Here is a 24,430-nt window from a genome sequence, read left to right on the forward strand (position 1 = left end):
GCGACGTGCTGAAGCTCGTACGGCTGGCGCTGACGGCCGCCGTCGTGACCGCCATCGTGGTCCGGCTGCGCCGCCGCGCCCGCATGCCGCAGACCCCTCCCTCGCCCCCTTCAGAGCGGCAGCCGGGCGGCAGGGCCGGGATGGGCGCGGCGTGGGCCGGCATCGCGCTGATCGTGGCGGTCACCCTGGCGGCCGCGCTGGTCCCCACGGAGGCGCAGGAGGCGTCCTCGGCCCGGGCACGGACCCACCAGGCCGAACAGGACGCCCTCACCGCCGCGCTGCTGGTGTCCGAGAACGACGCTCAGTTCCCTGCGCCGCTTGCCACCGGCCCCGCCGTCACGCCGCCCCCCACGCCGCTCCCCACGCCGGCCCCGACCGGCCGGCCCGTGCCCGACCTCGGTTGTGCGCCTGAGCCGCGCCCGGTGCGGGTGCGGCCGATCGATCCGAAGGTCAGGCGGGCCGTGGACCGCCAGTGGCGGCGGATCGAGCGGTGGCTGAGGGCGAACGCGCCCCGCTCGTACAGGACGCTCGGAGCGCCCGGCAGGGCCCGCACGATCGCGATCGCCGAGGCCCAGATGGGCGTGGACTTCCCCGACGACCTGCGCGCCTCGCTCCTGCGCCACGACGGCTCGCGAGGAGCGCGGGCGTTCGGTTTCGGGCTCTCGTACGACGGCGCCGCCAACCTCGGCATCCGCCGGATCAGGGACGCCTGGCGGGCGGAGTGCTCCAGGAACCGCACCGATCCGGCGCACGGGGACTGGAACGGCCGCATGATCCCGTTCGTGCTCTTCGCGGAGCGCCACGGCGAGGACGGGGTGTACGCCGTGGTCGATTCCGCGGCGGGCACCGTCGGGTGGGACGACACGATCTCCGGCACGGCGCCCCGGCTGCCGTCCTACTACGCGCTGATGCGGGCCGTCGCCGACGCCCTGGAGCAGGGCACGGCGGTCGAGGGCTGGCGGCCCGCGGTCAGAGGAGGCGTGCTGCGCTGGGACAACGCCAAGTACGGCAAGCCATAATTTTCCCGATTTGTCGGAGTCTTCCGGAAAATCGGGAAATTATGGTTATCGCTTGGGCTGCACCGGCTTGCCGCCCGGCAGAACCTGCGGCGGCGGGAAGCGCAGCTTGCGGATCTGCAGCGCCCGCATGGCCGCGTAGAAGCCGACGCCCCTGAGGCTCTCGTCCGGCATCTTCTCCGCCACCTGCCGCTTCACCTTCCAGGCGACATAGATGGAGGTGAACAGCACGCCGATCATCATGATCGGCCAGCCGACCGCGATGACGAGGTTGAGCACCTGCGCACGGATCTCCATCGGCCAGGGAATCCACGTCGCCAGCAGGATGAGTAGCGAGAACGGCAGAAAATACTGGCTCGGCAGCCGGCGGGAGTCGACCCAGTCGCGCGCGAACTTGCGCGCGGGGCCCTTGTCCCTCGCGGGGAAATAGCGCTCGTCACCGGCGAGCATGCCCCTGCGGGCTTTATCGCGCTCGGCGGCCTGCTTGGCCCGCATCTGCCGATAGGCCTCTTTGCGGTCTTTGGGCGCGGAGACCGGCTGGCGCCGTTTGCCTTCGGCATCCCGGCGCTTGGGTGTGGGACGACCTTTGCCCTTGGGCTTAGGATCGTCAGTGGGGGCGGGGGTATCGTCCACGGTGGTTTGGGAACGGCGTCGCAACACGACGTCAACCCTACCTGGACTGCAACTTAGTGACGCCCTCGCGCGTTATGCGTAGGGTAATCCCAAGGCGGCTGCGCTGCATTGGGAACACCAGCACGACCTAGAAGGGGACGGCCGACGCGCATGAGCGTGATGAAGAGACTTTCGATGATCTTCAAGTCCAAGGCCAACAGGGCTTTGGACAAGATGGAGGATCCGCGCGAGACCCTCGACTACTCCTATCAGCGGCAGCTGGAGCTGCTGCAGAAGGTGCGCAGGGGCGTGGCCGACGTCGCCACGTCACGCAAGAGGGTGGAGCTGCAGATCACCGGCCTGGAGAAGCAGGCCCAGCGTTACGAGGAGCAGGGCCGCAAGGCGCTGTCCGTGGGGCGTGAAGACCTCGCCCGCGAGGCGCTGCAGCGCAGGTCCAATCTGCAGGCGCAGATGGCCGACCTGAAGGTGCAGCACGACAACCTGCAGGCCGAGGAGGAGAAGCTGACCACGGCTTCCCAGCGGCTGCAGTCCAAGGTCGACTCCTTCCGCACGAAGAAGGAGACGATCAAGGCCACCTACACCGCCGCCGAGGCGCAGACGCGCATCAACGAGGCGTTCTCCGGCATCTCCGAGGAGATGGGCGACGTCGGCCTGGCGATCCAGCGTGCCGAGGACAAGACGGCGTCGATGCAGGCCCGCGCGGGCGCCATCGACGAGCTGCTGGCCAGCGGCGCGCTCGACGACTACAGCGGCACCAAGGGCGACGACATCCAGGCCGAGCTCGACCGCATGGGCGGCGGCATGGACGTCGAGCTCGAGCTGGCCAGGATGAAGTCCGAGCTGGGCCAGGGCCCGGCGCCGCAGGGAGCCATCGAGCAGGGCCAGCCGCAGCAGCAGCCCCAGCAGGCCCCGCAGCAGGCCCAGCAGCAGCCCGGCCAGACCCAGCAGCTGCGTCAGCCAGGGGAGGGCGCATGATTGTCAGGATCATGGGCGAGGGTCAGGTGGAGATCTCCGCCGACGACATCTCGGTCCTCAACGAGCTCGACACCGAGCTGGAGGCGGCCATCGACGCGGGCGACGAGAAGTCGTTCCGGGTCAAGCTGCACGCACTGCTCGACAAGGTGCGCCACGTGGGCAAGGCGCTTCCCGACGACAGCCTTGAGCCGTCAGAGCTGATCCTTCCCCCCGCGGACGCCTCGATCGAGGAGGTCCGGGAGATGCTGGGCGACCAAGGCCTCATCCCGGGCTGAGCCCGTGCGTACGCGGTTCGCGTCCGACCGCGGCCTGACCAGCCGCATGGTCGTGACGATGTTCCTGCTCGGGCTGCTCTACGTGGTGTTCGTCGGCGTCCTGATCGTCTTGGGCGTGCGGGCGCTGACCGTGCTGGTGCTGGCAGGGGGTCTGCTGCTCGTGCAGTATTTCCTGTCCGACCGCATCGCGCTGTTCGCGATGGGAGGGCGGGAGGTCTCGCCGCAGGAGGCCCCCGAGTTGCACGGCCTGATCGACCGGCTGTGCGCGCTGGCCGACATGCCCAAACCGCGGGTGGCGATCGCGGAGTCCGACGTCCCCAACGCGTTCGCCACCGGCCGCAACCAGAAGAACGCCGTCGTCTGCGTGACGACGGGCATCCTGCGGCGACTCGAGCCGCAGGAGCTCGAGGGCGTGCTCGCGCACGAGCTCTCCCACGTCGCGCACCGCGACGTGGCCGTCATGACGATCGCCTCGTTCCTCGGCATCGTGGCGGGCCTCATGACCAGGTTCGCCCTCTACACCGGGCTCGGCGGCCGCCGCAACGGCGGCCAGGGCGGCGTGCCGATCGGGCTGATCATCGTCCTGGTCTCCGTCCTCGTGTACGCCATCAGCTTCCTGCTCACCCGCGCCCTGTCGCGTTACCGGGAGCTGGCCGCCGACCGCGCGGGCGCGCTGCTCACCCAGAGGCCGTCGGCCCTGGCCAGCGCGCTGGTCAAGATCACCGGCGACATGGCCAGGATCCCCACGCGCGACCTGCGCGAGGCCGAGCCGTTCAACGCCTTCTACTTCGCCCCGGCGCTGGCCCCCGGCGAGACGCTCGCGAACCTGTTCTCCACGCACCCGCGGCTCGAGCGGCGGCTGGAGCAGCTGACGAACATCTCCAAGCAGCTCGGAAGGGGCTGAACCCGCATGGGCTGGCTCGATGCGCTGCTCGGCCGGTCGAAGCCGGTCAAGCCCAACCTCGACGCGCTGTTCGCGCTGCCGTCCGCGGCCGTGACGCTGCAGGCCGCGACCGGGCTCACGCCCACGGGCCTCGGCTCGGTGGCGTTCAGGGCCGCTGAGGGAGGCGCGTTCGCCACGCTCGAACGCGACGTCAAGGCGCTGCTCGGCGAGCGCGTCGAGGAGTCCGACGACGGCTACGGCTACACCTGGCTGCTGGTGCGCCGCGCGCCCGACGCGCTCAGCGACCTGGTCACCGAGCTGCACGCGGTCAACTCGTCGCTGGAGTCGGCCGGGTTCGGGCCCTCGCTGCTGTGCTCGCTGGTGTCGTTCGCCGCCCCGGACGACGGGCGCCGGCTGGCGGTCGTCTACCTGTACAAACGGGGCACGTTCTACCCGTTTGCGCCGCTCTCCGGGCAGCGGCGCGACAACGCGCTCGAACTGCAGGCCAGAGGCGCGCTGGAGGGTGAGCTGCCGCTGGAGAAGGACCTCAGCCGGTGGTTCCCCGTCTGGGGTGCGCCCGGCCTCTGACCAGGGGGCCTTTCCGGCGATAACCACCCACAGTGGTCTAATGGTCACGTGGAGCGAAGACTGGTCGTGCTCGCGGCATCCGCGCTCATCGTGGCGGCGGTGCTGGGCAGCGCGTGGATCACCGGCCAGTTCACCACACCGGCGGTCGACAGGGCCCACGGGTACGTCAGCGAGCTGGCCGCCCGCGACCAGCCGTGGACGCGCCTGTTCCGGGTCAGCGACGGGCTTGCCGGACTGGCGTGCGTGTCCGGCGTGCTGCTCCTGCCGAGGACGGCGCGCGAGTGGCGGGGCTGGCTGGCGGTGGCCGCGTTCGGGCTGTTCACCTTCGCCTCAGGAGTGTTCCCCCTCGACTGCGCGGCGCTGAGCGACCCGGCCTGCGGGCTGCGGGAGCCGTCCTGGCCGCACCGGGCGCACACGCTGGCGGGGGCGCTGTCCACGATCTGCGGGCTGGCGGCGATGGTGCTGCTCGGCGCGCGGTGGCGGTCGTGGGTGTCGTGGCTGCTCACCTGGCTCAGCGTGGCCGCCACACTGCTCACGGTGGGCGCGCTCGCGGCGGGGCAGGGGGTGGGGATCGCGCACCGGGCCCAGCTGACGATGTTCGCGATCTGGCTCGTGTACGCGGCCCTGCACCTGCTCGTGTCGGACGACCACCAGACGCCGGTCCCCATCCTGGGGCCCGCGTCCGTCTCGCGGGCCCGCGAAGCACGACCCGCGCCGCCCGCGTCGGGCACCGTCCGCGGCGTCGCGGCAGGCGCTGCCTCAGACGCTGCCCCCGGCGTCGCGGCAGGTGCCGCACCGGGCATCGGGCCGGGCGCCGCGGGGGACGCCGCGGGGCGCGGTGTGCCGGGCGCGGCGGGGGAGGCCGCGGCGGGTGTGCCGCCGGACGCGGACCTTGGCGAGGTGCTGGGCGCGGGCCCCGGCATGGCGCTGAACGCGGGCCCCGGCGTCGCCCTCGGCGCGGTGGCGGGCGGGCCGCCGGGCACGCGCGGGCCGGGAAGGGCGCCGGGCATGAGGCCGGACTTCGGAGCGGTGGACGGGTACGGGCCGCCCCACGTGGTCGAGCAGGGGACCGGGCCTGCGGTGCTCATCACGGCGGGCGCCGCGGGCGCCTGGTTCCACTGGGACGCGGTGGCCGCGCAGCTCGGAAGGCGTCACCGCGTCATCCGCTTCGACCGCCCAGGGCTCGGCCTCAGTCCCCGTTCGCCGGCCCCGCCCACCCTGTACGCCGAGGTCGCCAGGCTGGCCGCGCTGGCCCCCGCCCACCCCGAGCAGGTGACGGTCGTCGCCCACGGCGTGGCCTGCTGGCACGCGGAGGCGTTCGCCAGGCTGCACCCGCTCTGCGTGGCGGGGCTCGTCCTCGTGGCCCCGGCCTGCGCCAGGGAGCGGCGGCCGCTCGCGCTGGCCAGGTCGGCGGGCCGGTGGCTGCCCGCCCTGGGCGGCACGTGGGGGGCGACCGCGCTGGCCCGCATGATCGGCCCTCCGGCGCACCGGCTGTTCGCGGGCTGCTCCGACCCGGCGGGCGTCTACAGCATGGGCAAGGTGCCGGCCGCCGTCGTGGGGGAGTGGCTGGCCCGCCGCGACATGGCGGCCGACCTGCACCGGCTCAGGGAGGAGAAACCGGTCCCCGGCGTGGCGGTCACCGTGATCAGCACGGGCGAGCGGGACGCCTGCCAGCAGCGGCTCGCGCGGGACCTGGAGGCCGAGCTCGTACGCCTGCCGGCCATCGGCCGCCAGGTGCCGCTCGAAGCCCCGGAGGCGATCGTGGACGCCGTCTCGGACCTACGCCGAGGTGGTCCCGTGAACGGGTGACCGGCGCGGTCACCGTCCCGTCCCGCCGGCAGGCGGCTCATCGGCCGGCGGGGCGGCGAGCATCCGGCGGTCCGGCGCACCAGGGGCTCCGGGTACGAGGCCGTGGTGATCGACCTGACCGGCCGTGTCAGCCGGGCCCCGGCGACGGCGCCGGAGAGGGCGGAGTTCGACCGCACGGGCTTCCGCTTCAGCGGGAACGCCTCGTAAGCGGCCGGGGGATCTGATACGCAGTGAGGGACACGACCGCCGGGCGGGAAGGACACCGTATGGACATCACCGTCGTCGGCGAGGGCGCCGTCCTGGCCGTGCCCGACATCCTGCGGCTGCATGCCGGCGTCGAGGTGCGCAGGGCGTCGGCCGCAGACGCCTTCACCGCCGTCAGGGCCGCCGCCGCCCGGCTGGCCGAGGCGCTCAGCGGGGCGGGGATCGCCCCTGAGGACGTCCGCACGGCCGAGCTCTCCCTCGGGCCCGAGTACGAGTCCTATCCGAAGGTGGCCGCCTACCGCGGGGCGCGGGGCGTGGAGGTCGTCGTCCGCGACCTGGCCGGGGCCGACGGCGTCATCGACACCGTGGCGGGGGTGGGCGAGGAGGCCCGGCTCAACGGCGTGGTGTTCGAGGTGTCGGACCCGGCCGGCGCGCTGCGGGAGGCCCGGGCCCTGGCGTTCCGCGACGCGGCCGCCAAGGCGGCCCAGTACGCCGAGCTGTCCGGCCGCCCGCTGGGCCGCGTGGTGTCGGTGAGCGAGGAGGTCGCGAGCGGCCCGCAGCCGCTCACGATGGCCGCCGCGGAGAGCGGCGCCTCGATCAGTCCCGGACGCCAGACCCTCTCGGTGAGGGTCCGGGTCGGCTACGACTTCGCGTAGGCCCGAGGCCCGGTCCTGGGCCTCGGGCGGCGCGTCACGGGAGGGCCAGCATGCGGTCGAGGGCGACCCTGGCCCAGTGGGCGGTGTCGTCGTCCACCGTGATCTGGTTGACGACCGCACCGTCCTCGGCGAGCACCAGCGACTCCAGCGCCCACACCAGGTGGGGCAGGTCGATCCGGTTCATGGTCGAGCAGTAGCAGACCGTGCGGTCCAGGAACGAGACGTTCTTGTCGGGGAACGTCTGGGCCAGGCGCTTGACCAGGTTGAGCTCGGTGCCGATGGCCCAGCTGGAGCCCGCCGGCGCCGCCTCGAGCGTCCTGATGATGTGCTCGGTCGAGCCCACGTGGTCGGCCTTGAGCACCACCTCGTGGCGGCACTCCGGGTGCACGAGCACGTTGACGCCCGGGATGCGCGCGCGTACGTCGTCCACCGACTCGGCGGTGAAACGGCCGTGCACCGAGCAGTGGCCCCGCCACAGGATCATCCGCGCGCGCTCAAGCTGCTCCCGCGTCAGCCCGCCGCCCGGGCGGTGCGGGTTCCACACCACGCAGTCGTCCAGCGACATGCCCATCTCCAGGACGGCCGTGTTGCGGCCGAGGTGCTGGTCGGGCAGGAACAGCACCTTGCCGCCCTGCTCGAAGGCCCAGTCGAGGGCGCGGCGGGCGTTGGAGGAGGTGCAGACCGCGCCCCCGTTCCTGCCGCAGAAGGCCTTGATGTCGGCGCTGGAGTTCATGTAGGTGACCGGGATCACCTGGCCGGCCAGCCCGGCGTCCTTCAAGGCGTCCCAGCACTCCTCGACCTGGTCGAACGTGGCCATGTCGGCCATCGAGCAGCCGGCCGCGAGGTCCGGCAGGATCACCTTCTGGGCGTCGCCGGTCAGGATGTCGGCGGACTCGGCCATGAAGTGCACGCCGCAGAAGACGATGTACTCCGCCTCGGGCCGGGCCGCGGCCTGCTGGGCCAGCTTGAAGGAGTCGCCCGTCACGTCGGCGAACTGGATGACCTCGTCGCGCTGGTAGTGGTGGCCGAGCACGAAGAGGCGGTCGCCGAGGGCCTCCTTCGCCTTGCGGGCGCGTTCCACGAGGCCGGGGTCGGAGGCGGGCGGTAGCTCGCCGGGACACTCGACCCCCTTCTCGCTGTGCGGATCGGCGCCACTGCCGAGGACGAAGAGCGGCAGTCCAGTCTGGGTGGCCATGGCCGTACCCCCTTATCGTCGAATTGACGATACTCATCATGACACACGGACGAAAGCGGGCAATCAGGGGGAGGTGGGCCCGGGAATGTGTGGCATCCCCGAGGTGTTGGTAGCGTCATCAGTAGGACGTCGAAAACAGACAGCCGGGTTAGGGAGTCAGCAGATGACGGTTGAGAGCAGCGAGACCACGGCACAGGGCCTGATCCTGACCGACGCGGCCGCGGCCAAGGTCAAGAGCTTGCTCGAGCAGCAGGGCGAGGAGGGCCTGCAGCTGCGGGTCGCCGTGCAGCCGGGCGGCTGTTCCGGCCTGCGCTACCAGCTCTTCTTCGACGACCGGTCGATGGACGGCGACGTGGTGTCCGACTTCGGCGGTGTCAGTGTGGTCACCGACCGGATGAGCGCCCCCTACCTGATGGGCGCCTCGATCGACTTCGTCGACACCATCGAGAAGCAGGGCTTCACCATCGACAACCCCAACGCCACGGGCTCCTGCGCCTGCGGCGACTCGTTCAACTAGAGCGACGGGCGACTGGTCGCCGGGTCCCGCGCGCCTTTGTGCGCGCGGGACCTTCGCGTATCCTCGTTGGGCCCACTGGCCTGCTGACAACGAGGAAGAAGAACCCCGTGCGCATCGCCGTAACCGGCTCCATCGCGACAGACCATCTGATGACCTTCCCCGGAAGCTTCGGCGATCAGCTGATCGCCGAGCAACTCGACCGGGTGTCGCTTTCGTTCCTGGTCGATGACCTACAGATCCGTCGCGGTGGATGCGCCGCGAACATCGCGTTCGGCATGGGATGTCTGGGCCTGACCCCCATCCTGGTGGGTGCCGTCGGCAACGACTTCGCCGACTATCGTTCGTGGCTGGAGCGCCACGGCGTCGACTGCGGATCCGTGCACGTCTCGGAGACCCGGCACACCGCCCGCTTCCTGTGCACGACCGACGAGCACCACAACCAGATCGCCTCCTTCTACACGGGGGCCATGGCCGAGGCCCGGCTGATCGAGCTGCAGCCCGTCGCCGCCCGCACCGGTGGCCTCGACCTGGTGCTCATCAGCCCCAACGACCCCGACGCGATGCTGCGCCACACCGAGGAGTGCCGCCAGCGCGGCATCGGCTTCGCCGCCGACATCTCCCAGCAGCTCGCCCGCATGGAGGACGAGCAGATCCGCGCCCTCGTCGACGGCGCCTCCTACCTGTTCTCCAACGACTACGAGAAGGGGCTCATCGAGCAGAAGACCGGCTGGTCCGACGCGGAGATCCTCGACCGGGTCGGCGTCCGGATCACCACGCTCGGCCCCAAGGGCGCCGTCATCGACCGCAAGGGCGAGCCGTCGATCATGGTCGCTCCCGCCCCCGAGCGGGGCAAGGCCGACCCCACCGGCGTCGGCGACGCCTTCCGCGCCGGTTTCCTCGCGGGCCTGGCCTGGGGCCTGCCGCTGGAGCGCTGCGGGCAGATCGGCAACCTCACCGCCACCCACGTGCTGGAGCGCGTCGGCGGCCAGGAATATGAGCTCGGCCAGCAGGTCTTCCTCGAGCGGTTCGGCGCCGCCTACGGCGCCGAGGCAGCCGCGGAGATCGCCGAGCACATCCGCTGCTACCACCCCTGAGCGGCGCGCGCCGTCCCGCCGCCCGGCGGGACGGCCCGGCGCGGATGGTCAGTAGTTGCGCCTGACGTGGATCGCCCAGCCGCCCTCGGGCAGCTCGTACGACCCGACGTGGCGGTGCGACTTCAGCCTGCACCACGCCGGCACGTCGGTGTAGGCGGCCGGGTCGTCGGCCAGCACCGCCACCACCCCGTTCAGCGGTACGTGGTTGATCTGCGCGGCCAGCATGATGATCGGGATCGGGCACTTCTTCCCGAGCGCGTCGATCGTCAAAGCCGGCTGGGTAACCTCGGTCATGCGACTCCTGCGTCCTGCCGGATGCGGCGCACCAGCTCGGGCAGCACGGCGAGGAACCGGTCGACCTCGGCCGCGGAAGCGCCCCTGGGCAGCGACACCCGGACATTCCCATGCGTCAGCACGCCCATCGCTTCCAGAACGTGCGATGGACGAAGCGTACTAGCGGTGCACGAGCTTCCTGACGACACGGCGAACCCGGCCTTGTCCAGCTCGGTCAGCAGCGCCTCGCCGTCGACGTACAGGCACGAGAAGGTCACGATGTGCGGCGCCCGCTCGTCGGGATCGCCGATCACCTCCACGTCCGGGACGATCTTCGGGACCGTCTCCCTGATCCTGCCGACGAGCTCGGCCAGCCGCGCCTGCTCCTGCGACGCCTCCGCGGCCATCGCGCGCAGCGCGGCCGCCGCGGCCACGATGCCGGGGACGTTCTCGAAGCCCGGCACCCGCCGACGCTCCCGCTCGTCCTCCGGCAGGAACGAGCGGAACCGCGTGCCCTTGCGCACCGCCAGCACGCCCACGCCGGCGGGGCCGCCCCACTTGTGGGCGCTGGCCGCCAGCACCGACCAGCCGGGCGGGACCGGCATCCGGCCGGCCGTCTGCGCCGCGTCGACCAGCAGCGGCACCCCGTTGGCGCGGCACGCCGCAGCCGCCTCCGCCACCGGTTGCAGGGTGCCGACCTCGTGGTTGGCCGTCTGCAGGCAGGCCAGCGCCGTGCCGGGACGGGCCACCGCCTCGGTGAAGCGGTCGAGGTCGACCCGGCCGGTCAGGCCGACGCCGACGGTCTCGACCGTGCCGCCGTCGCGCTCGTGCACGCCGCCGGCGTGCAGCACGCTGGAGTGCTCGACGGCCGTGGTGACCAGATGACGCCCGACCCTGCGCCTGCCGTGTAGGGTGCCGAGCACGCCGAGATGCACGGCCTGCGTGCCCGAGGAGGTGAACGACACCTCGTCGGGGCGCGCGCCGAGCGCTTCGGCCACCTCCGTGCGGGCCTGTTCGAGCAGCAGGTGCGCGCGGCGGGCCTGGCCGTAGAGTCTCGCGGGGTCGGCCCAGCCGACGTCGATCGCCGCCAGCAGCGCCTCGCGTGCCTGGGGGTGGAGCGGCTCACTCGAGGCCGCGTCGAAATACGCCACGAGACTCATCGTCCCACTTCCGGCGCCATGGAGGGGTCGCGCGGTGGGGCAAGGCCCCTGCACGCTAATGTGTCTGCTTGTCAGTCTGTGCATGAATCAGAAACAGCAATACGCGCCCAGGGGAAAGACTCTTGGGCTACATCTGTGGGGTAGGCGATCCGTGAGTCCGACTCGCCGTACGACGCGGCGTTCGTTGGCCCGGCGCAGGGTGCCACGCGCCGCCGCTTTGGCGTTGCTGCTGGCCACTGCTACGGCGTGTGCTAATGACGTCCCCGAGGCCGACTGGTCTCGCGGCCTTCTTCCCGGCCACATCACCGAAGAGGGCAATGTGGTCCAAAGCCTGTGGAACGGGGCCTGGATCGCCGCGCTCGCCACGGGTGCCGTCGTCATTGTCCTGATCGTGTGGGCGGCCATCTTCCACCGCAAGCGCAAGGCGAAGGCCGAGCTCCCGCCGCAGGTCCGCTACAACCTGCCGATCGAGATGCTCTACACCTTGATCCCGCTCGTCATGGTGTCGGTGTTCTTCTTCTTCACCGCCCGCGACAGCGAGCGACTGGAGCAGATCTCCGGGAACGCGCCGGTGAAGGTCAAGGTCGAGGCATACCAGTGGAGCTGGCGCTTCACCACCACCGTCGACGGCAAGCAGCTGCCGCCGGTCTCCGGCGTTCCGGTGAGCGACTACAACAAGGGCCCCCAGCTGGTCCTGCCGACGAAGACCAAGATCGAGTTCGATCTGCAGAGCGACGACGTCATCCACTCGTTCTGGGTGCCGGAGTTCCTGTTCAAGCGGGACATCCTCCCCGGCATCCCGGAGGACAACCCGGGTCGCAAGTTCGAGATCACGACGCTCGACCGGACAGGCGTGTTCGCCGGCCGCTGCGCTGAGCTGTGCGGCGTCGACCACAGCCGGATGCTCTTCTCGGTGAAGCTCGTTCCGCAGGCTGAGTTCGACCAGTACATCGCGACCCAACAGGCTGGGAGTGCCCAGTGACCGCCATCCAAGAACCACTCAGGACGCCGATCAGGCCCGTCACCAAGGGCCAGATCATCGCCAAGTGGCTGTCCTCCACCGATCACAAGATCATCGGGCACCTCTACCTGATCTCGTCGTTCGCGTTCTTCCTCATCGGCGGCGTCATGGCGCTGGTCATGCGGGCCGAGCTGGCGCAGCCGGGCCTGCAGTTCACCAGCAACGAGCAGTTCAACCAGCTGTTCACCATGCACGGCACGATCATGCTGCTCATGTTCGCGACGCCGCTGTTCGCCGGTTTCGCCAACGAGCTGATGCCCCTGCAGATCGGCGCACCCGACGTGGCGTTCCCGCGCCTCAACATGGTGAGCTACTGGCTCTACCTGTTCGGCAGCATCATCGCGGTCTCGGGCTTCTTCACCCCGGGGGGCGCGGCGTCGTTCGGCTGGTTCGCCTACACGCCGCTGTCCAACGCGATCAACTCGCCCGGCGTCGGCGGCGACCTGTGGATCATGGGCCTGGCCCTGTCGGGCCTGGGCACCATTCTCGGCTCGGTCAACTTCATCACCACGATCATCTGCATGCGCGCTCCAGGCATGACCATGTTCCGCATGCCGATCTTCACCTGGAACGTGCTGCTGACCAGCATGCTCGTGCTGATGGCGTTCCCGGTGCTGGCCGCCGCGCTGCTGGCGCTGGAGGCCGACCGCAAGCTGGGCACCCACATCTTCGACTCGGAGTTCGGCGGAGCGCTGCTCTGGCAACACCTGTTCTGGTTCTTCGGACATCCCGAGGTGTACATCATCGCCCTGCCGTTCTTCGGCATCGTGACGGAGATCCTGCCGGTCTTCAGCCGCAAGCCGATCTTCGGTTACATCAGCCTCGTGGCCGCGACGATCTCCATCGCCGGTCTGTCCATCACGGTCTGGGCGCACCACATGTTCCCGACCGGGCAGGTGTTGCTGCCGTTCTTCTCGTTCATGACGTTCCTCATCGCGGTGCCGACGGGTGTGAAGTTCTTCAACTGGGTCGGCACGATGTGGCGCGGGCACCTCACGTTCGAGTCGCCGATGTTGTTCTCGGTCGGCTTCCTGGTGACGTTCCTCCTGGGCGGCCTGACCGGTGTCATCCTGGCCTCGCCGCCGCTCGACTTCCACATCAGCGACACCTACTTCGTCGTCGCGCACTTCCACTACGTGGTGTTCGGCACCGTGGTGTTCGCCATGTTCGCCGGGTTCTACTTCTGGTGGCCCAAGTTCACCGGCAAGATGCTCGACGACAAGCTCGGCAAGCTGCAGTTCTGGCTGCTGTTCATCGGCTTCCACACCACGTTCCTCATCCAGCACTGGCTGGGCGTGGTGGGCTTCCCGCGCCGCTACGCCGACTACAGCGCGGCCGACGGCTTCACCGACCTCAACATGATCTCGTCGGTGGGCGCGTTCATCCTGGGGGCCTCGACGTTGCCGTTCTTCTACAACGTCTGGAAGACCTGGCGCAGCGCGCCCAAGGTCACCGTCGACGACCCCTGGGGCTACTGCGGCTCGCTCGAATGGGCGACCTCATGCCCGCCGCCGCGACACAACTTCACGTCGCTGCCGCGCATCAGGTCCGAGCGTCCCGCGTTCGACCTGCACTATCCGCACGTGTCCGCCAAGTCCGCCCAGGAGGTCGAGGCCTGATGAAGGTCCAGGGTTGGCTGTTCCTGCTGTGCGGCCTGTTCTTCGCCGCCGTCGACATCGCCTACTGGTTCTGGACCAAGGCGGCGATGGGCAGAGGCGAGCCGGTCGGCACCACGGCCATGGCCATCTCGGTCGGGTTCGCGTTCATGGTCGGCTACTACCTGATGTTCACCGCGCGGCGCATCGGCGCCCAGCCGGAGGACAGCAAGCAGGCCGAGATCAGCGACGGCGCGGGGGAGATCGGCTTCTTCAGCCCGAGCAGCTGGTGGCCGCTCTTCCTCTGCCTGGCGGCGGCCTTCGCCTTCGCCGGGTTCGTGATCGGTTTCTGGATGTTCCTGATCGGCGTGTTCCTGGTCATCATGGCCATGATCGGGTTTGTGTTCCAGTACTACCGGGGTAACTTCTCGCACTGAGCCACACCTGAGGCGGGCGTGCTCCCATGAGGGAGGATGCCCGCTTTTTGGTGTTCTTTTCCGGTGTCCGGATGTGGTCATTCGATCACTCAGGGTACTAATGAGAAATCTGCTGCGTGGACTGCCTCTATGGCCCTAACCAGGTATGGGGCGCCAAGCGAGCGGATTTCTCATCAGGTAAGGCAATGGAGCGGGACAAGGGAGTCACTCGTGGGGCGCGTAGCGTATGGATCGGCCGGCCTGCTGGCCTTGGCGCTGCTCACCGCGTGCTCGGAAGCCGGCACGGCGGGCGGCACGGAGGGCGAGCCCGACGGAGTCGCGATGGCGGGCGCGGGGGTGCGAGCGCCCTCTGTGACGTTCTCTCCGGCCGACAAGGCCGCCGACGTGCCCACGGACCAGCCCGTCGTGGTGTCGGCCCAAGGGGGAACGCTCAGGAGCGTGCGCGTGGAGGGCGACAAGTCCGGCTCGCTGGACGGTGTCCTGAGCGGCGACCGTACGCGGTGGCGCAGCACCGTCACGGCGAGGCCGGGCGTGACCTACACGGTCACCGCGCTCTCGGTCGACGCCGCGGGCAAGCAGACCCAGGCGAAGAGCACGTTCAAGACGGTCAAGAGCAACAAGACGTTCGACATCAAGACGATCACCCCGAACAAGGACTACACCGGGCTGACGGTCGGCGTCGGCATGCCCATCATGATCGAGTTCGACCAGCCGGTCGCCGACCGCGTGTCCGTCGAGCGCAACCTCATCGTCCGCACGTCCAAACCGGTCGAGGGCGCCTGGCACTGGTTCGACGACACCCACGTGGACTTCCGGCCGCGGAAGTACTGGCCCGCGCACACGAAGGTGCGGGTGGAAGCCAAGCTGGCAGGAGTGCGCGGCGGGCCCGGCATGTACGGCAAGCGCGACGTCCGGCTCAACTTCAAGATCGGCCGCGAGCAGATCACCAAGGGCAGCACCAACAACCACGTGCTCACGGTCAGGCGCAACGGCAAGAAGATCCGGACGATGCCGATGAGCGCCGGCCAGGGCGGGCAGTGGAAGTACTACACCACCTCCGGCATCCACCTGGCCATGTCGCGCGAACCAGTGACGATCATGACCTCTCCGGGGATCGGGCCCGGCTCCCCGGGCTACTACCGGCTGACGGTCTACAACACGGTCCGCATCTCCAACAGCGGCGAGTACGTGCACAGCGCACCCTGGTCGGTCGGGTCGCAGGGCCACGCGAACGTCAGCCACGGATGCGTCAACGTCAGCCCGGCGAACGCCGCGTGGTTCATCAAGAACACGCTGATCGGCGACCCCATCATCATCACGGGCTCGCCGCGGCAGCTGGAGCCCACGAACGGGTGGGGGCACTGGCAGGAGAGCTGGAAACAGTGGCTCAAGTGGAGCTCGATCAAGTCGGGTCCCACCGTCACCCTGCCGTAGCCGGCCACCGTACGACGACCGCCGGACCGGGTCACGCCACCCGGTCCGGCGGTTCCTGCCGCCAGACCCGCCTCCCGCCCGGCCGCGGGCCTCGGCGCGCCACACAACGTGCCGCCCGGGCAGCGCGATCCCGGAGGACCGGCGACCAGGACGTCAGGCGGGGCCGCAGGCGCCGCTGACCTCGACCCAGCGGTCGAGGGTGGCCGCGGCCGCACCCGAGTCGACCGCCTGCACCGCGCGGGCGTAGCCGTCGATCATCGCCGAGTCGAGGTTGTCGCCGGGCCCGTCGAGGGCCACCAGGGCCGCGGCCGCGTTGAGCAGGACGGCGTCGCGCACCGGGCCGGTTTTGCCGCGCACCAGGTCGTGCACGGCCTGGGCGTTGAACGCCACGTCGCCGCCGCGCAGCGCGCCCACGTCGGCGCGCGGGATGCCGAGCACCGACGGGTCGAAGCCGGTCTGCGTCGCGGTGCCGTCTTTCACCACCCAGACCGTGGAGGTGCCGGCGATGGTCAGCTCGTCGAGGCCGTCGTCGCCGCGGAACACCAGGGCGGAGACCCCGCGCTCGGCGAAGACGCCCGCCAGCACGGGCAGCATCGCGGCGTCGAAGACGCCGATGGCCTGGGCGGCGGGGCGGGCCGGGTTGGTGAGGGGCCCCAGGAAGTTGAAGACCGTGGGAACGCCGATCTCCTTACGGGTGGGCCCGGCGAAGCGCAGCGCGGGGTGGTAGACCGGGGCGAAGCAGAACGCGATGCCCGCCTCGCGCGCGACCAGCGCCGTCTGCTCGGGCGTCAGGTCGAGCCGGATGCCCAGGTGCTCCAGGACGTCGGCGGCGCCGCACGAGGACGAGGCGGCGCGGTTGCCGTGCTTGACGACCCTGGCGCCCGCGGCGGCGGCCACGATGGCGGCCATCGTCGAGACGTTGACGGTGTGGGCACGGTCGCCGCCCGTGCCGACGACGTCGACCACGGGGCCCTCGACGCTCAGCGGCGTGGCCAGCTCCAGCATGGTGCGGGCCAGGCCGACCACTTCGGCCACCGTCTCGCCCTTGGCGCGCAGCGCGATCGCGAAGCCGGCGATCTGGGCGGACGTCGCGGTGCCGGACATGATCTCCCGCATCGCCCAGGCCGTCTCGTCAGAGGTGAGGTGCTCGCCTGACAGGAGAGCGGAAAGCAGGGTGGGCCAGGTCGTGCGGGAGTCCATGGGCACCTACTTAGCGTTGAGTCGGGTGGAGGAGCGGCGGCGCATGAGATCGGCGACCGTGTCGGCCAGCACCATCGGCTCCAGGGGCTGCGACACGACGGCGTCGGCCTTGGACCAGTCGGCCAGCCAGCGGTCGTCGCGCCTGGCGATGATCAGGCAGATGGGCGGGCAGTCGTAGACCTCGTCCTTCGCCTGGCGGGAGATGCCCATGCCGCCCGCCGGCTGGGTCTCGCCGTCGAGGACGGCCACGTCGATCTCGCCGGAGCCCAGCCACTGGTGGACCTTGGGCTCGGTGGCGCACTCCACGAGCTCGACGAAAGGCACGTCGGCGGCCGGGCGCCTGCCGATGGCCGCGCTCACCTCGGCCCTGGTGGCGGCGTCGTCGCTGTAGACGAGGACCTTCATCGTGTCGTCGGTGCTCCCAGTGGACATCGCTGTCGCGCTCACTATCGTGTCGTAGCAGTATGGTCACCTGGGATCGTACCGGTGCGGCGGTGTGCAATCCCAGGCCGCCCGAGCGCGTGCCGCGCATGCTGGGCGGTTTGGGTGTGGTTTGCCCCAATTATCCCAGGTTGGTGCGCGGTTCGTGCCCTCTAACGGGGGGTCGTGCGCCGGACCGACCACTGGAGCCGCAATAATGCTGCCCGTGGCGACAGCATCCGCAATAACTTCGACGACGGCAGCCCAGCCGTACCGCAGACCCAACCTGGTCAGCGTCGGTACGATCGTCTGGCTGTCCTCCGAGCTCATGTTCTTCGCGGCGCTGTTCGCGATGTACTTCACCATCCGGTCGGTGAGCGAGGGGAAGGGCCTGGCGTGGAATCCGCTCATGGTCCCGAACCCCGAGCACGACCTGAACATCCCGTTCGCGACGGTCAACACGATCATCCTGGTGCTGTCGAGTGTGACGTGCCAGCTCGGCGTGTGGGCCGCGGAGAAGGGGCAGGTCGGCAAGCTCCGCTTCTGGTACATCGTCAGCTTCCTCATGGGCGCGGTCTTCATCGCGGGGCAGCTGTACGAGTACGGCGAGCTGGCGTCAGACGGCGCGACCCTGTCCGCCAACGCCTATACCTCGGTGTTCTACCTGACGACGGGCTTCCACGGCCTGCACGTGACCGGTGGCCTGATCGCGTTCCTGTTCATGCTGGGACGCACGTACGCCGCGAAGCGCTTCACGCATGAGCAGGCCACCAGCGCGATCGTCGTGTCCTACTACTGGCACTTCGTCGACGTCGTCTGGATCGGTCTTTTCGCGACCATCTACATCATTCGTTAAGGAACGGGACTTCTGTGACTAGGATCACCGCTTGGCGGCGGCATCCCCTAGCGAGATACGCCGTCCTGATTTTGGCGTTGGCGCTGGTCGGGATGGCATACACCGCTTTCGTCCAGGCGGGTAAGCCTGCCGACGCGGCATTGGCGGCGGGCAAGGTCGACGACGTGGCCGAGGGCAAGAGCCTGTTCGTGGCGCACTGCGCGAGCTGCCACGGCACCAACGCCGAGGGCACCGAGACGGCGCCCACGCTCATCGGGGTCGGTGCCGCGGCCGTCGACTTCCAGATGAGCACGGGCCGCATGCCCGCCGCCAACCCTGGGCCCCAGGCGCCGCGCAAGCCGCAGCCGGAGTGGGTCACCCCGGAGAAGATCACGCAGATCTCCGCCTACGTGCAGTCGCTCGGCGGCGGCCCGCAGGTGCCGGGCGCCGAGCAGGTCGACCCGAAACTGGGCGACGCGGGCAAGGGCGGTGAGCTGTTCCGCGCCAACTGCATCCAGTGCCACAACTGGGCCGGTGCCGGCGGCGCCCTGACGCAGGGCAAGCACGCTCCCAACCTCAACGAGGCGACCCCCACGCAGATCTACGAGGCGATGGTCACCGGCCCGCAGGCGATGCCGGTCTTCAACGACACGACGATCACGCCCGAAGAGAAGCGCAGCATGATCGCCTACATCACGCAGGTGCGCGCGCAGAAAGACCCGGGAGGCTTCGGCCTCGGGCGGATCGGTCCGGTCACCGAGGGTCTCGTAGCGTGGATCGTGGGTCTCAGCGCCCTCGCACTGGCCGCCATCTGGATCACCGCGAAGAAGCGACAGAAGTCATGACAGACAACGAGCACGAGATCGAGCAGCCGGACGAACGCGTTCCCAAGCGCGTCATCGGCACCCCCGCGCCGGGCACCTCGATGCTCGGCGCCACCGAGAAGCCGCAGGAGGCCGGCCAGGAGGTCCCCGGCGTCACGCTGCAGGACGAAGCCAAGGCCCGCAAGGCCGAGAAGATCGTCGCCCTGTGTTTCATGATCACGTTCCTGGCGGCGATCGGGTTCATCGTCTCCTACGTGGTCTTCCAGGTCGGCGGGCCCGAGGCGACCGGGGTGTCCAACTTCGCGCTGGGCAGCACCCTGACCGTGGCGATCCTGGGGCTGGCGATCGGCATCGTGGTCTGGGTCCGCCAGATCATGCCGAAATACTCCCTGGTCCAGGAGCGCCACGAGATGGCCTCCGCCGCCCCCGACCGCGACGTCGTGGCCGAGACGTTCGTCCAGGGCGCCAACGAGAGCGGCTTCGTCAAGCGCAAGCTGCTGCGCCGCACGCTGCTGCTCGCGGCCGCGCCGCTCGGCCTGGTGCCGCTGGTGCTGCTGCGCGACCTCGACAACAGCAAGATGCCCGGCGCCAAGTTCAACGAGACGCTGCGCCACACCGTCTGGGGAGAGAAGACCAAGGAGGGCAAGCCGCTCAGGCTCGTCGTCGAGGGCACGGGCCAGCCGATCCGCGCCGCCGACTTCAACTCGCCCGGCGGCATCCTGTCGGTCGTCCCCGAGGGCTACGAGCACGACCTCAACGCCCTCGCCAAGGCGACGCTGATCCTGATCAAGTTCCGTCCTGAAGAGATCAAGAGCGGCACCCGCCAGAACTGGACGCACGACGGCATCGTGGCATATTCCAAGATCTGCACGCACGTGGGCTGCCCCGCTGCCCTCTACGAGCAGAACACCCACCACATCCTGTGCCCCTGCCACCAGTCGACGTTCGACGCCGCTGACGGTGCCAAGGTCATCTTCGGTCCCGCGGCCCGGCCGCTGCCGCAGTTGCCGATCACCGTCGACGCCGAGGGTTATCTCATCGCCCAGCACGACTTCGAGGTGCCCGTCGGCCCCAGCTACTGGGAGCGCGGTGACGCCGAGGCCGCGGTCAGGGAAGGAGGCCAGACGTGAGCGAGCTCACGAATGTTCCGAAGGCCGTCTCCGGGCCCTCGACATTCCTCGACGACCGCCTCGGCGGCGCGAACTTCCTCAAGCGCAACATGCGCAAGATCTTCCCCGACCACTGGTCGTTCCTCCTGGGCGAGATCGCCCTCTACTCGTTCATCATCCTGCTGCTGACCGGTACGTTCCTGACGTTCTGGTACAAGCCCAGCATGATGGAGATCGCCTACGACGGCTCGTACGCGCCGCTCAAGGGCGTCATGATGTCCGAGGCCTACGCGTCGTCGCTGGAGATCAGCTTCGACGTCCGTGGCGGTCTGCTCATCCGGCAGATGCACCACTGGGCGGCCCTGATGTTCGTCGCGGGCATGATGGTCCACATGCTCCGGGTGTTCTTCACCGGCGCCTACCGCAAGCCGCGCGAGCTCAACTGGATCATCGGCGTGCTGCTGCTGACGCTGGCGCTGGCCGAGGGCCTGACCGGCTACTCCCTTCCCGACGACCTGCTCTCCGGCGCCGGTCTGCGGATCACCGAGGGCGTGGCGATCTCGCTGCCGCTGGTCGGCACGTACATCACGTTCTTCTTGTTCGGCGGGGAATATCCGGGTGAGGATGTCGTCGCCCGGTTCTACTCGCTGCACATCCTGCTCATCCCGGGCATCCTGCTGGCGTTGATCTCCGCCCACCTGGTGCTCATGTGGGTGCAGAAGCACACCCAGATGCCCGGCAAGGGGCGCGACAACAAGAACGTCGTGGGCGCGCCGTTCTACCCGGCCTTCATGGCCAAGGGCGGGGCGTACTTCCTGTTCACGCTGGCCGTGGTCACGGGCCTGGCGACGTTCGCCCAGATCAACCCGATCTGGCTGTTCGGCCCCTACACGCCCGCCGACGTGTCGGCCGGCTCGCAGCCCGACTTCTACATGGGCTTCCTCGAAGGCGCGCTGCGCATCATGCCCGCCTGGGAGATCAACCTCTTCGGCACATCCCATGCCGGCACGCTGCCGTTGAGCGTCATCATCCCGGCGCTGGTGCCGATGGGCATCATCATGACCGGTCTGGCGCTCTATCCGTTCCTCGAACGCTGGGTGACGGGCGACAACCGCGAGCACCACATCGCCGACCGGCCGCGCAACAACCCGCACCGCACCTCGATCGGCATGTCGGCCATCGCGTTCTACGGTGTCCTCTGGCTGCTCGGCGCCAACGACGAGATCTCGGCGTTCTTCCACATCAGCCTCAACTGGACGACCTACGCGGGACGGGTGCTGATCTTCGTGGCGCCGGCGCTGACGTACATGATCACCTATCGCATGTGCCTCGGCCTGCAGCGCTCCGACCAGGCGATCATCTCGCACGGTGTGGAGTCCGGCGTGATCAAGCGGCTGCCGCACGGTGAGTTCATCGAGGTCCACACGACCCCGGCCGACGACATCGAGGCGCACATGCGCGGCAAGGAGCCGGTGCTCATGCTCCCGGTCGCGCCCGACGGCTCGGGCATCCCGCCGAAGGGCATGCGCGGGCCCCTGGGCAAGCTGCGTGCGCGCATGTCCAAGGCGTACGGCGGGGAGAAGATCCCGCTGGACGGCGGGCATGGGGACGGGCACGGGCACGAGGAGGAGCACGCCGCCGTCGGTTCAGCCGACGACGACCACAGCCTCACGCGCTGACGCCGCACACCGTACGGGCCCGGACGAGCACCGCTCGTCCGGGCCCGTCGGCGTTCGCGGCCGTGTGCGGTGGTTCAGGTGGGGCGCCGGGACGGGCCGATACCGCGGCAGGACGTGGGGACGACGCCCTGCCGCGGCCGGGAACCGGGATCGGGTGGGGATCCTGGGGCAACCATCACAGGGGCCCAGGAGAAGCACGCGATGCGGGAGAACCTGGGGGCGGACCCGGGAGCATGTCACCGGCGGCCGGGCTGCGGCGCACGGGGTCAGGGGCCGGTGAGCGCTCGGGGGTGGACGCGCCGGGTGGGGTGGTGAACGCTCCGAGGCGGTGGAGGCGCCGGGGTGGGTGAACGCTCCAGGTGAGGGCCGGGGTGAGGGCCGGGGTGGGCGTCAGGAAGTGATCGGGTGCGGGGTCAGTCGGCTTCGGGAAAGCCGATGGAGAAAGCCGCTTCGAGGTCGTGCTTGGAATAGGCGCGGAAGGCGATGTGCGTCTCGGTGTGCAGGACGCCTGAGACCTTGTTGATCCGCCCGGGGACGACCTCCGCGATCTCTTCGTACGCGGAGACCCTGACCATGGCGAGCAGGTCGTATTCGCCGGTGATGGAGTAGACCTCGCTGACCCCTTGGATCTCGGCGATCGTCTGGGCGACCTCCGGGATGCGGTCTACCTCTGCCTTGATGTGGACAATAGCCGTGACCATGTAACAACTCTATCGTTTCACCTCAAAGGTCGCCCCTCCCGAGGGCGTGGCCGATCAGGCCGCTGGTATGCCAGATCGATGCGCGCCTTGTGCCGGGCAGCCCCCCGGGCGGGCAGGCTCCACTCGCCGTCGACCTCCACCAGCCGCACCCCCGGCGACTCCAGCCAGCGCAGGATGCACTCGGTCTCCTCGGCGCTGGCGGCGTGGACGGGCCCGGGACCAGGAATGACGGACTCGGCGCTGGCCGTCAGCGAAGCGACGAAAGGGGTCGGATGGGCGCCCTTCGGCATGACGCCAGCCGCCGCCAGCCGGCCGTAGCGGATCACGTGGATGTCCCAGCCACCGCCGAAGGCGGGGCTGGCGGCCACTAACTGGGGGATGCGAGTGATGGCGCTCAGCCGCTGCATGCGGGCGGCCGCGCGGACGAACGCGGCCAGCCGGTCGCGGTCGATGGAGGCCTCCTCGTAGCGCTGCTCCACCGACAGGCGCTCCATGCGGGCCGACACGGCGGAGAAGACCGGCGACGCGTCGAGCGTCATCGCGCGGCGGGCGCTCTCGGCGTGCACCGCGTATTCCTCCTGGCTGGTCTTCCCCTCGCAGGGGGCGCCGCAGCGGCCCATCTCGTGCAGCACGCAGGCCGCCCGCCGGGTGCGCAGCGTGATCGGCTGCGTGCACTGGCGCAGGGGGACCGCCTCGTGCAGGGCGATGCGGGCGTCGTCGGCCAGGCGGGAGCTGCCGAACGGGCCCAGATAGGTGGCGCCGTCGTCCTTGAGCTCGCGCACGATCGACAGGCGCGGGAACAGGTCGGTGGTGAGCTTGAGCCAGACCACCTTCTCGGGGAAGCGGGAACGGCGGTTGTAGCGGGGCTTGGCGCCGCCGATCAGGCGCAGCTCCCTGACCTCCGCCTCCAGGGCGGTCGAGCAGACGATGTGGCGCACCCGATCGGCGATGCCGATCATCTCGCGGATGCGCGGGCGGGTCTCGCTCGCCGTGAAATAGGAGCGCACGCGGTTGCGCAGGTTGGTGCTCTTGCCGATGTAGAGGACCTCGCCGCGCTCGTCCTCGAACAGGTAGACGCCGGGGGCGTGCGGGACGGACTCGGCCAGGTGGCGCTTGCGCTGCTGCTCCGGGGTGGGGGCGCGGACGAACGACTTGAGCTCTTCCAGCGTGTGGACCTGGAACGACCCGGCCCGCTCGATGAGCCCGTGCAGCACGTCGACGGTGGCCCTGGCGTCCTGCAGGGCGCGGTGGCACGGCTCGGTGGAACTGCGGAAGAACCTCGCCAGCGTGGCCAGCTTGGCGTTGGGCGTCTCGTCGCGGGTCAGCACGCGCCGCGCCAGGTCGACGGTGTCGACGACCGGGTTGACCGGCGGGGGATAGCCGAGCGAGGCGCAGGCGGCCTTGACGAAGCGGGTGTCGAAACCGGCGTTGTGGGCCACCAGCGTGGCGCCGCGGATGAACTCGAGAAAGCTCGGCAACACCGCGTCGATCCGCGGCGCTGCCATGACCATGGCGTCGGTGATGCCGGTCAGCACGGAGATGAACGGAGGTATGGGGCCACCGGGATCGACCAGCGTGGAGAACTCGCCGAGCACCTCGCCCGCCCGCACCTTGACCGCGCCGATCTCGGTGATGGCGTCCTCGGCGGGGGCGCCCCCCGTCGTCTCGAGGTCGAACACGACGAACGTGACGTCACTCAGCGGGGTGCCGAGCTCGTCGAGAGTGCCTTGAACCGGGTCCACGAACCAAGACCATAGAGAGGCCGACCGACAGGAACCACGACCGGCACCCGCGATCACCGTGACAGGTCACCGGAGGGGCGTTGTTGTCACCGGGCGGCCAGGCCGCTTACCACCATTTTGTTCAGCAGAACCTCCATAAGTAGTTACCCTTCCCT

At 69.8% G+C, this 24,430-nt stretch carries 25 protein-coding genes; 17 read left to right on the top strand and 8 right to left on the bottom strand.

Annotated features, from left to right (window positions below; translation table 11 throughout):
* Positions 1–5: 5 nt before the first annotated feature.
* Positions 6–1,019, top strand: coding sequence for an SMI1/KNR4 family protein (locus ABGB14_RS06390; protein ID WP_347642596.1), 1,014 nt, complete (start codon positions 6–8; stop codon positions 1,017–1,019).
* 45 nt (positions 1,020–1,064) lie between these two features.
* Here ABGB14_RS06390 and ABGB14_RS06395 read toward each other — a convergent pair whose 3' ends face one another.
* The gene (locus tag ABGB14_RS06395; RefSeq protein ID WP_347642597.1) at positions 1,065–1,676 is read right to left on the bottom strand and encodes a DUF3043 domain-containing protein; all 612 of its coding nucleotides are present in this window, start codon (positions 1,674–1,676) and stop codon (positions 1,065–1,067) included.
* A gap of 123 nt (positions 1,677–1,799) precedes the next feature.
* Here ABGB14_RS06395 and ABGB14_RS06400 point away from each other — a divergent pair, with 123 nt between their 5' ends.
* The 6 genes from ABGB14_RS06400 (at position 1,800) to ABGB14_RS06425 (ending at position 7,039) form a co-directional block, all read left to right on the top strand.
* Positions 1,800–2,624 (top strand): PspA/IM30 family protein, encoded by an 825-nt coding sequence (locus ABGB14_RS06400; protein WP_347642598.1) that lies wholly within the window; start codon positions 1,800–1,802, stop codon positions 2,622–2,624.
* Positions 2,621–2,899, top strand: coding sequence for a hypothetical protein (locus ABGB14_RS06405; protein WP_132519798.1), 279 nt, complete (start codon positions 2,621–2,623; stop codon positions 2,897–2,899). The genes ABGB14_RS06400 and ABGB14_RS06405 overlap by 4 nt, the downstream gene beginning before the upstream one ends.
* 4 nt (positions 2,900–2,903) lie before the next feature.
* The gene (htpX, locus tag ABGB14_RS06410; RefSeq protein ID WP_347642599.1) at positions 2,904–3,803 is read left to right on the top strand and encodes a zinc metalloprotease HtpX; all 900 of its coding nucleotides are present in this window, start codon (positions 2,904–2,906) and stop codon (positions 3,801–3,803) included.
* Between the two features lie 6 nt (positions 3,804–3,809).
* Entirely contained in the window at positions 3,810–4,370 is a 561-nt protein-coding gene (locus ABGB14_RS06415) for a hypothetical protein (RefSeq protein ID WP_347642600.1), read from the top strand.
* A 48-nt stretch (positions 4,371–4,418) separates the two neighbouring features.
* Entirely contained in the window at positions 4,419–6,179 is a 1,761-nt protein-coding gene (locus tag ABGB14_RS06420; protein ID WP_347642601.1) for an alpha/beta fold hydrolase, read from the top strand.
* Positions 6,180–6,445: 266 nt separating this feature from the next.
* Positions 6,446–7,039 (top strand): SIMPL domain-containing protein, encoded by a 594-nt coding sequence (locus ABGB14_RS06425; protein WP_347642602.1) that lies wholly within the window; start codon positions 6,446–6,448, stop codon positions 7,037–7,039.
* Between the two features lie 34 nt (positions 7,040–7,073).
* On the opposite strand, the gene nadA is transcribed toward ABGB14_RS06425, so the two are convergent.
* Complete coding sequence (gene nadA / locus ABGB14_RS06430) at positions 7,074–8,234, bottom strand: quinolinate synthase NadA (RefSeq protein ID WP_347642603.1); 1,161 nt, start codon at positions 8,232–8,234, stop codon at positions 7,074–7,076.
* Between the two features lie 163 nt (positions 8,235–8,397).
* Here nadA and erpA point away from each other — a divergent pair, with 163 nt between their 5' ends.
* Both erpA and ABGB14_RS06440 read left to right on the top strand, forming a co-directional pair.
* On the top strand, positions 8,398–8,751 hold the full coding sequence (gene erpA / locus ABGB14_RS06435) for an iron-sulfur cluster insertion protein ErpA (RefSeq protein ID WP_043638338.1): 354 nt from the start codon (positions 8,398–8,400) through the stop codon (positions 8,749–8,751).
* Positions 8,752–8,858: 107 nt separating this feature from the next.
* On the top strand, positions 8,859–9,845 hold the full coding sequence (locus tag ABGB14_RS06440; protein WP_347642604.1) for a carbohydrate kinase family protein: 987 nt from the start codon (positions 8,859–8,861) through the stop codon (positions 9,843–9,845).
* 48 nt (positions 9,846–9,893) lie between these two features.
* Here the strand turns inward: ABGB14_RS06440 and ABGB14_RS06445 are convergent, their stop codons facing one another.
* On the bottom strand, positions 9,894–10,139 hold the full coding sequence (locus ABGB14_RS06445; protein ID WP_347642605.1) for a sulfurtransferase TusA family protein: 246 nt from the start codon (positions 10,137–10,139) through the stop codon (positions 9,894–9,896).
* Entirely contained in the window at positions 10,136–11,278 is a 1,143-nt protein-coding gene (locus ABGB14_RS06450) for an aminotransferase class V-fold PLP-dependent enzyme (RefSeq protein WP_347642606.1), read from the bottom strand. The genes ABGB14_RS06445 and ABGB14_RS06450 overlap by 4 nt, the downstream gene beginning before the upstream one ends.
* A 217-nt stretch (positions 11,279–11,495) precedes the next feature.
* On the opposite strand from ABGB14_RS06450, the gene ABGB14_RS06455 reads away from it, so the two are divergent.
* The 4 genes from ABGB14_RS06455 (at position 11,496) to ABGB14_RS06470 (ending at position 15,765) form a co-directional block, all read left to right on the top strand.
* The gene (locus ABGB14_RS06455; RefSeq protein ID WP_347642607.1) at positions 11,496–12,260 is read left to right on the top strand and encodes a cytochrome c oxidase subunit II; all 765 of its coding nucleotides are present in this window, start codon (positions 11,496–11,498) and stop codon (positions 12,258–12,260) included.
* Positions 12,257–13,918 carry a cytochrome c oxidase subunit I gene (gene ctaD, locus ABGB14_RS06460; RefSeq protein ID WP_347620835.1) on the top strand — a complete coding sequence of 554 codons (1,662 nt, stop codon included), beginning with the start codon at positions 12,257–12,259 and terminating at the stop codon, positions 13,916–13,918. Before ABGB14_RS06455 ends, ctaD begins: the two co-directional genes overlap by 4 nt.
* Complete coding sequence (locus ABGB14_RS06465) at positions 13,918–14,331, top strand: cytochrome c oxidase subunit 4 (RefSeq protein ID WP_347642608.1); 414 nt, start codon at positions 13,918–13,920, stop codon at positions 14,329–14,331. Before ctaD ends, ABGB14_RS06465 begins: the two co-directional genes overlap by 1 nt.
* Before the next feature lie 210 nt (positions 14,332–14,541).
* Positions 14,542–15,765: an Ig-like domain-containing protein gene (locus ABGB14_RS06470; protein WP_347642609.1), complete on the top strand. Its 1,224-nt coding sequence runs from the start codon at positions 14,542–14,544 to the stop codon at positions 15,763–15,765.
* 153 nt (positions 15,766–15,918) lie between these two features.
* Here the strand turns inward: ABGB14_RS06470 and trpD are convergent, their stop codons facing one another.
* Complete coding sequence (gene trpD / locus ABGB14_RS06475) at positions 15,919–16,965, bottom strand: anthranilate phosphoribosyltransferase (RefSeq protein WP_347642610.1); 1,047 nt, start codon at positions 16,963–16,965, stop codon at positions 15,919–15,921.
* 6 nt (positions 16,966–16,971) lie between these two features.
* Positions 16,972–17,397: a hypothetical protein gene (locus ABGB14_RS06480; protein WP_347642611.1), complete on the bottom strand. Its 426-nt coding sequence runs from the start codon at positions 17,395–17,397 to the stop codon at positions 16,972–16,974.
* Positions 17,398–17,602: 205 nt separating this feature from the next.
* Here ABGB14_RS06480 and ABGB14_RS06485 point away from each other — a divergent pair, with 205 nt between their 5' ends.
* From ABGB14_RS06485 to ABGB14_RS06500, 4 genes are read left to right on the top strand one after another with little or no spacing between them, the layout of a single operon-like run.
* Positions 17,603–18,241 carry a heme-copper oxidase subunit III gene (locus tag ABGB14_RS06485; protein WP_347620840.1) on the top strand — a complete coding sequence of 213 codons (639 nt, stop codon included), beginning with the start codon at positions 17,603–17,605 and terminating at the stop codon, positions 18,239–18,241.
* A gap of 14 nt (positions 18,242–18,255) precedes the next feature.
* Positions 18,256–19,065: a c-type cytochrome gene (locus ABGB14_RS06490; RefSeq protein WP_347642612.1), complete on the top strand. Its 810-nt coding sequence runs from the start codon at positions 18,256–18,258 to the stop codon at positions 19,063–19,065.
* Positions 19,062–20,174 (top strand): Rieske 2Fe-2S domain-containing protein, encoded by a 1,113-nt coding sequence (locus ABGB14_RS06495; protein ID WP_347642613.1) that lies wholly within the window; start codon positions 19,062–19,064, stop codon positions 20,172–20,174. The genes ABGB14_RS06490 and ABGB14_RS06495 overlap by 4 nt, the downstream gene beginning before the upstream one ends.
* Positions 20,171–21,832, top strand: coding sequence for a ubiquinol-cytochrome c reductase cytochrome b subunit (locus tag ABGB14_RS06500; protein WP_347642614.1), 1,662 nt, complete (start codon positions 20,171–20,173; stop codon positions 21,830–21,832). The genes ABGB14_RS06495 and ABGB14_RS06500 overlap by 4 nt, the downstream gene beginning before the upstream one ends.
* A gap of 413 nt (positions 21,833–22,245) precedes the next feature.
* Here the strand turns inward: ABGB14_RS06500 and ABGB14_RS06505 are convergent, their stop codons facing one another.
* Together ABGB14_RS06505 and ABGB14_RS06510 are read right to left on the bottom strand one after the other, a co-directional pair.
* Positions 22,246–22,533, bottom strand: coding sequence for an Lrp/AsnC ligand binding domain-containing protein (locus ABGB14_RS06505; protein ID WP_132603442.1), 288 nt, complete (start codon positions 22,531–22,533; stop codon positions 22,246–22,248).
* A gap of 17 nt (positions 22,534–22,550) precedes the next feature.
* Complete coding sequence (locus tag ABGB14_RS06510; RefSeq protein WP_347642615.1) at positions 22,551–24,275, bottom strand: DEDD exonuclease domain-containing protein; 1,725 nt, start codon at positions 24,273–24,275, stop codon at positions 22,551–22,553.
* Between the last annotated feature and the right edge of the window lie 155 nt (positions 24,276–24,430).

The sequence above is a fragment of the Nonomuraea sp. B10E15 genome, from assembly GCF_039871615.1.
GTDB lineage: Bacteria > Actinomycetota > Actinomycetes > Streptosporangiales > Streptosporangiaceae > Nonomuraea.

What these genes read in the sequence shown, in the direction of transcription:
- ABGB14_RS06400 (WP_347642598.1), top strand. Translation starts at nt 1,800, where the DNA reads ATGAGCGTGATGAAGAGACTTTCGATGATCTTCAAGTCCAAGGCCAAC.
- ABGB14_RS06405 (WP_132519798.1), top strand. Translation starts at nt 2,621, where the DNA reads ATGATTGTCAGGATCATGGGCGAGGGTCAGGTGGAGATCTCCGCCGAC.
- ABGB14_RS06415 (WP_347642600.1), top strand. Translation starts at nt 3,810, where the DNA reads ATGGGCTGGCTCGATGCGCTGCTCGGCCGGTCGAAGCCGGTCAAGCCC.
- ABGB14_RS06425 (WP_347642602.1), top strand. Translation starts at nt 6,446, where the DNA reads ATGGACATCACCGTCGTCGGCGAGGGCGCCGTCCTGGCCGTGCCCGAC.
- nadA (WP_347642603.1), bottom strand. Translation starts at nt 8,234, where the DNA reads ATGGCCACCCAGACTGGACTGCCGCTCTTCGTCCTCGGCAGTGGCGCC.
- erpA (WP_043638338.1), top strand. Translation starts at nt 8,398, where the DNA reads ATGACGGTTGAGAGCAGCGAGACCACGGCACAGGGCCTGATCCTGACC.
- ABGB14_RS06445 (WP_347642605.1), bottom strand. Translation starts at nt 10,139, where the DNA reads ATGACCGAGGTTACCCAGCCGGCTTTGACGATCGACGCGCTCGGGAAG.
- ABGB14_RS06450 (WP_347642606.1), bottom strand. Translation starts at nt 11,278, where the DNA reads ATGAGTCTCGTGGCGTATTTCGACGCGGCCTCGAGTGAGCCGCTCCAC.
- ABGB14_RS06465 (WP_347642608.1), top strand. Translation starts at nt 13,918, where the DNA reads ATGAAGGTCCAGGGTTGGCTGTTCCTGCTGTGCGGCCTGTTCTTCGCC.
- trpD (WP_347642610.1), bottom strand. Translation starts at nt 16,965, where the DNA reads ATGGACTCCCGCACGACCTGGCCCACCCTGCTTTCCGCTCTCCTGTCA.
- ABGB14_RS06480 (WP_347642611.1), bottom strand. Translation starts at nt 17,397, where the DNA reads ATGTCCACTGGGAGCACCGACGACACGATGAAGGTCCTCGTCTACAGC.
- ABGB14_RS06485 (WP_347620840.1), top strand. Translation starts at nt 17,603, where the DNA reads ATGCTGCCCGTGGCGACAGCATCCGCAATAACTTCGACGACGGCAGCC.
- ABGB14_RS06495 (WP_347642613.1), top strand. Translation starts at nt 19,062, where the DNA reads ATGACAGACAACGAGCACGAGATCGAGCAGCCGGACGAACGCGTTCCC.
- ABGB14_RS06505 (WP_132603442.1), bottom strand. Translation starts at nt 22,533, where the DNA reads ATGGTCACGGCTATTGTCCACATCAAGGCAGAGGTAGACCGCATCCCG.